General features: G+C 52.6%; 7 protein-coding genes. 4 read left to right on the forward strand and 3 right to left on the reverse strand.

Features of this window, described 5'->3' with window-relative positions; translation table 11 throughout:
• Positions 1-102: 102 nt before the first annotated feature.
• Entirely contained in the window at positions 103-993 is an 891-nt protein-coding gene (gene yghX / locus RTM06_RS22495) for a YghX family hydrolase (protein WP_312184767.1), read from the reverse strand.
• A 564-nt stretch (positions 994-1,557) separates the two neighbouring features.
• Between yghX and RTM06_RS22500 the strand changes: the two genes are divergently transcribed.
• The 4 genes from RTM06_RS22500 (at position 1,558) to RTM06_RS22515 (ending at position 5,243) form a co-directional block, all read left to right on the forward strand.
• On the forward strand, positions 1,558-2,979 hold the full coding sequence (locus RTM06_RS22500; RefSeq protein WP_312184768.1) for a cytochrome ubiquinol oxidase subunit I: 1,422 nt from the start codon (positions 1,558-1,560) through the stop codon (positions 2,977-2,979).
• A gap of 1 nt (position 2,980) precedes the next feature.
• Positions 2,981-3,985 carry a cytochrome d ubiquinol oxidase subunit II gene (gene cydB, locus RTM06_RS22505; protein WP_008107197.1) on the forward strand — a complete coding sequence of 335 codons (1,005 nt, stop codon included), beginning with the start codon at positions 2,981-2,983 and terminating at the stop codon, positions 3,983-3,985.
• A gap of 1 nt (position 3,986) precedes the next feature.
• Entirely contained in the window at positions 3,987-4,154 is a 168-nt protein-coding gene (locus tag RTM06_RS22510) for a DUF2474 domain-containing protein (protein WP_101761885.1), read from the forward strand.
• 222 nt (positions 4,155-4,376) lie between these two features.
• On the forward strand, positions 4,377-5,243 hold the full coding sequence (locus tag RTM06_RS22515; protein ID WP_312184769.1) for a helix-turn-helix domain-containing protein: 867 nt from the start codon (positions 4,377-4,379) through the stop codon (positions 5,241-5,243).
• Between the two features lie 195 nt (positions 5,244-5,438).
• On the opposite strand, the gene RTM06_RS22810 is transcribed toward RTM06_RS22515, so the two are convergent.
• Both RTM06_RS22810 and RTM06_RS22520 read right to left on the reverse strand, forming a co-directional pair.
• Positions 5,439-5,495 (reverse strand): SEC-C metal-binding domain-containing protein, encoded by a 57-nt coding sequence (locus tag RTM06_RS22810; RefSeq protein ID WP_137386906.1) that lies wholly within the window; start codon positions 5,493-5,495, stop codon positions 5,439-5,441.
• Between the two features lie 15 nt (positions 5,496-5,510).
• Positions 5,511-5,777: hypothetical protein (locus tag RTM06_RS22520; protein ID WP_312184770.1), on the reverse strand; the 267-nt coding region annotated here is incomplete at its 5' end.

The following is a 5,777-nucleotide window of genomic DNA, read 5'->3' on the forward strand; positions in this document are numbered from 1 at the left end:
CCGTTCGACGCCGAAATATGTCTTGCCAGATAACTGGCAAGACGGTATCTACAAACGATGCAGTGGAATTCGTAGGGTCGCCATTTATGGCGACCGCAGCCATCACGCGCGCAAATACTTCTCAAACCAGCCCAGCGTGCGGCTCCAGGCTAATTCGGCGGCGGCTTTGTCATAACGCGGTGTCGAATCATTATGGAAGCCATGATTCACGCCGGGATAAACGTAGCCTTCGTAGACTTTATGATTGGCCTTTAACGCCTCTTCATAGGCTGGCCAACCTTCGTTGATGCCTTTATCCAGCGCGGCGTAATGCAACAACAGCGGCGCTTTGATGCGCGGCACATCTTCGGCTTTAGGCTGACGGCCATAAAACGGCACCGCACAGGCCAAATCGGGAAACGCGACCGCTGCCGCATTCGCTACGCCACCTCCGTAGCAGAAGCCGGTGATGCCCACTTTGCCGGTGCCTTCCTCGTGATGCATCAGGAAATCAATCGCGGCGAAAAAGTCATTCATCAACTTGGTTGGATCGACTTTGGCCTGCATCGTTTTGCCTTCATCATCATTGCCCGGATAACCGCCCAGCGAACTCAGACCATCCGGTGCCAGCGCGATATAACCGGCTTTCGCTACCCGTCGTGCCACGTCTTCGATGTAGGGATTGAGGCCACGATTCTCGTGCACCACCACCACCGCAGGCACTTTGCCGGATGCATTGGCCGGTCTTACCAGATAGCCGCGCACCTCGCCGTGACCTTGCGGTGACGGATAGTGAATGTACTCCGGTTTGATCGCCGGATCGGTAAATTCCACCTGCTGCGCCAGCGCATAATTGGGGCTCATGGCGCTCAATAATGTTGCGCCCGCCATACCCGCAACGGTGAATTTCGCCGCCATCGAGATAAATTCGCGTTTGCTGATTTTGCCATGGGCGTAGTAATCGTAAAGCTCGAGCAGTTCCTGAGGGAAATCCTGTGCAGTAAGACGGGCCATAACCTCTCCTTCGCTGTTTAACTGGTTGATTACTGCTCTAAAAAAGCACAGCTTGTCGCCGCTGGCAAATGCCATGCCGCAGCAGGTTAACGTCACCACGTTTACATCACGGCATAATTAATCAGCAGGAATATATCTTTTTATTATAAAAATATTATCTTTTAATTAACAATTATGATCCCCTCGCGCTGTCCGGAAATATTTACATGTTTCAGTCAAACGCCATAAATATCATCTTTTCGCTTTGCACTAAAAAATAAATAAATGAAGTGGTTACCAGCTGAGCACAGCGAGAATAAGCGAAAAACAATAACAATATTGTCACAATGAGTGAGGGTGTTTAACCTTAACGTGGTGATTTTAAAGTATTAGTTTCTGCTGAAAACAATGATCGAAATCAAAAAACACTGTTATAGTTTTACCGACTTCCCCTGTATCTTTTCGTTCGCACCACTTCCTTTTACATTGGCGCGACATTTCTTTAAGCACGGCGAAATAACCGCTGCGCTCTGCTTGTTAATTATAAGTAAAAATTCGGTGTAATTTGTGGCAATGAGGTAAGCAATGTTTGGATTAGACGCCTTTCATCTGGCCAGGATTCAGTTCGCATTTACTGTTTCCTTCCATATTATCTTTCCAGCCATCACCATCGGTCTCGCCAGTTTCCTGGCGGTGCTTGAAGGGATGTGGCTGAAAACCCGTAACGAGACCTATCGCGATCTCTACCATTTCTGGTCGAAAGCTTTTGCCGTTAACTTCGGCATGGGTGTGGTATCCGGATTGGTGATGGCGTACCAGTTCGGTACTAACTGGAGTGGTTTCTCACAGTTTGCTGGCAGTATTACCGGCCCGCTGCTCACCTATGAAGTGTTAACTGCGTTCTTCCTTGAAGCGGGCTTCCTTGGCGTGATGCTGTTTGGCTGGAACCGCGTCGGTCCAGGCTTGCACTTCTTTGCAACCTGCATGGTCGCGCTCGGTACCATCTTCTCCACCTTCTGGATTCTGGCGTCGAACAGCTGGATGCATACGCCGCAGGGCTACATCATCCAGAACGGCATCGTGGTGCCGGAAGATTGGCTGAAAATCATCTTTAACCCTTCGTTCCCTTATCGCTTGTTCCACATGTCGGTGGGTGCCTTCCTCGCCAGCGCCTTCTTTGTCGGCGCGTCGGGCGCATGGCATTTGCTGCGCGGTAACGACAATCCAGCGATTCGTAAGATGTTCTCGATGGCGCTGTGGATGGCGCTGATCGTCGCGCCGATTCAGGCCATGATCGGTGATGCGCATGGCCTGAACACCCTTGAGCATCAGCCAGCGAAAATCGCGGCGATTGAAGGACACTGGGAAAACAAGGCGGGTGAAGCCACGCCGCTGATTCTGTTCGGTGTGCCGGATATGGAGCAAGAGCGCACCAAGTACGCGCTGGAAATCCCGTACCTCGGCAGCCTGATTCTGACGCACAGTCTCGACAAGCAGATTCCTGCGTTGAAGAGCTTCCCGAAAGAGGACCGTCCGAATTCCACCATCATCTTCTGGTCATTCCGCGTGATGGTGGCGCTGGGCCTGCTGATGATTACGCTCGGCGTGGTGTCTCTGTGGCTGCGTTTCAAAGGCCGTTTGTACCACTCGCGTCCGTTCCTGTGGTTCACGCTGCTGATGGGGCCATCGGGTTTAATCGCCATTCTGGCCGGCTGGTTTACTACCGAAATTGGACGTCAGCCTTGGGTGGTGTATGGCGTGCAGCGCACCATTGATGCGGTCTCCGCGCATGGCGATATGCATATGAGCATCAGCCTGCTGGCGTTCATTCTGGTCTATTCGTCGGTGTTTGGTGTCGGTTACCTCTACATGATGCGTCTGATCAAAGAGGGTCCGGTGACCGGCGAAGGTAAAGAGGTTGATCACGGTGGTCCGGGTCAGCATCACACGCCAGCGCGTCCGTTGTCGGCGGCCAAAACCCATAGCGAAAAGAGTGGGGAGCACTAAGATGATCGACTTTTCAATTATCTGGTTTGCCATCATCGTGTTTGGCACCTTGATGTACATCGTGATGGATGGCTTCGATCTCGGCATTGGCTTGCTGCTGCCGTTTAACAAAGATCCCATCGAACGCGACATGATGGTGAACACCGTTGCCCCGGTTTGGGATGGCAACGAAACCTGGCTGGTACTGGGCGGCGCGGCGCTGTACGGCGCGTTCCCGCTGGCGTATTCGGTGCTGCTGGATGCGCTGTCGATTCCTTTGACGGCAATGCTGATTGGCCTGATCTTCCGTGGTGTTGCCTTTGAGTTCCGCTTCAAGGCCACGGTAGAACACCGTCCGTTCTGGGATAAGTCGTTTATTGCCGGTTCACTGCTGGCCACCTTCAGCCAAGGCGTGGCGGTTGGCGCCATCCTGAATGGTTTCCCGGTGGTTGGCCGTGAATATGCGGGTTCAGCGATGAGCTGGTTAGCGCCGTTCCCGCTGTTCTGCGGCGTTGGTCTGGTGATTGCCTATGCGCTACTGGGTTGTACCTGGCTGATCATGAAAACCGAACACGACCTGCACCGTAAGATGTCTGCGCTGGCGACACCGCTGACGCTGACGCTGCTGCTGGTGGTGGGCATTATCAGCATCTGGACGCCGCTGACGCATGCGGATATCGCACAGCGCTGGTTCTCGCGTCCGAACCTGTTCTGGTTCCTGCCGGTTCCGGTGCTGGTGGTGCTCTGTTCGTGGGGGATTGTGCGCGCCATCAAGCGTGAAGCGCATTACTCGCCGTTCATCCTGACACTGGCGCTGATTTTCCTTGGCTTCTCGGGCCTTGGCATCAGCATCTGGCCGAACATCATTCCACCGTCAATCACCATCTGGCAGGCGGCGTCTCCGGCGAGCAGCCAGGCGTTTATGCTGGTGGGCGGCTTGCTGATTATTCCGGTCATTCTGGGTTACACCTTCTGGAGTTACTACGTGTTCCGCGGAAAAATCAAAGCCGACGAAGGATACCATTGATATGAAAACCGAGGTCAGCAACATGAAAACTCACTCTGAAACGAAGATTCCGTGGTGGAAGCAGGTGATGTGGCTGGTAGTCATTTACGGCGCAAGCGTGCTGGCACTCGGTGTGGTGGCATCACTGTTTCGTATGATGATGACGGCAGCGGGCATGCGTTCGCATTGAGTCCCCGCATTAACAGAACCCATTGATATCACCGTAGGGTCGCCATTCATGGCGACCTTTTTCTTTTCTGCGATCAAAAAAACGTTAGTAACCTAAGCAATTAATGCTTTTCCCGCTTCGGTACGTTTACTCTTCCTTACGTTAGTAATACGTTTTTGTTATATTTATGTGACGAATAACGCAAATTCATGACGTTAACCACCTCATTCGACCATCAAAATCATGCTCAGCCTGAATGTAAAAAAACAGTACATCAACGATCTGGTGGACTGGATAGAAGCGAACCTGACCGACGAACTCAACATCGATCTGATTACCCTGAAATCCGGTTACTCCAAATGGCACATGCAGCGCATGTTCAAAGAGATGACCGGGCAAACGCTGGCGTCCTACACGCGCAAACGTCGTCTGACCATGGCGGCGATGGCGCTGCGTTTGACCAACATGCCGCTGATCGACATTGCGGTGCGCTTTGGCTTTGATAATCAGCAGAATTTTACCCGCGTGTTTAAAAGTCACTTCTCGATGACGCCGGGTGCCTATCGCCGCATTCCAGAGATGCTGATGAAGGATTTCCACAGCCGCATCTCCACGCAGCGCGAGTGGATCAATGCGCGTCTGGCGCAGAAGCCGGAAATTCAGCTGTGTGGTGAAGTGATTGAGTGGGAATGCCGCTTCGGCGAATACATCGATCACCATAACCATGTGGTGGCGCAGCACACGCGTGATTTCATCGCTTTTGCGGGTCAGCACGTAAATCGCGGCTGGCTGGGCTTCCAGTTCAGTCCGGGCCTACATTCCGCCGATCAGCAACACATCAGCCTGTTCCAGGCGCTGGAAAGTCAGTACGCCGATGTGCTGCCGCGTAATGTGCAGAACTGGACCGGAGAAAGTGGTTTGTATGCGGAGATTGACTGGCACGGCGCGCCGGAAGAGATCAACGCGTTCACCGCGGAGATTTACTACAACCACTTGCCAGCGCTGGGCGTAGCACGCCGTGCGGGCAAAGATTTGCTCAAGCTGGATCTGAAATACAGTACGCCCGATCTGCTGCAAGGCACCTTCTATATTCCGGTGGCGGATATGTAATGCATAATTCGTGCGGTAAACCGTGACAAACCGCACGATTTTATAAACTCAAGGCGGTAATTGGCGTAAAATTCTCCATCGAAACCTGATTGGCCGCGTAAATCACCAGCCGCCACACATCAGGCTGGATAATCACCTGCATTTCTGGTCCATTCCGGGCCGCAATAGTGAACAGACAAAAAAATTATGCGACTTCTACCGTTGTTCCTCATGACAGCGCTTGTAGCGTTTTCTTCGCTGGCAAGTGCACAGATGGCCGAGCCTTTTTCACCGCCGGGCGGTCTGCATCCGCATCAACCCCATTGCGCGCAGCATGAAATTCTGGGCGATAATGTACTGCCGAAACATAGCCAGGATGATGGCAGTTTCGTAACCTGCGGCAATCATCAGGCGTAATCTCGTCCCGCCACAAAATTCCAATCTGCTACATCCTTTATGAAGGTCGTCATAAATGACGCCCCTACATTCGCACATGCCTTCCGTAGATACCGTCTTGCCAGTTATCTGGCAAGACATATTTCGGCGTCGAACGGG

The organism is Pantoea sp. CTOTU46764 (assembly GCF_031974595.1).
Taxonomy (GTDB): domain Bacteria; phylum Pseudomonadota; class Gammaproteobacteria; order Enterobacterales; family Enterobacteriaceae; genus Pantoea; species Pantoea trifolii.

Excerpts from the sequence above, each read along its gene's own strand:
- cydB (WP_008107197.1), top strand. The coding sequence starts at position 2,981 with ATGATCGACTTTTCAATTATCTGGTTTGCCATCATCGTGTTTGGCACC.
- yghX (WP_312184767.1), bottom strand. The coding sequence starts at position 993 with ATGGCCCGTCTTACTGCACAGGATTTCCCTCAGGAACTGCTCGAGCTT.
- RTM06_RS22515 (WP_312184769.1), top strand. The coding sequence starts at position 4,377 with ATGCTCAGCCTGAATGTAAAAAAACAGTACATCAACGATCTGGTGGAC.
- RTM06_RS22500 (WP_312184768.1), top strand. The coding sequence starts at position 1,558 with ATGTTTGGATTAGACGCCTTTCATCTGGCCAGGATTCAGTTCGCATTT.
- RTM06_RS22510 (WP_101761885.1), top strand. The coding sequence starts at position 3,987 with ATGAAAACCGAGGTCAGCAACATGAAAACTCACTCTGAAACGAAGATT.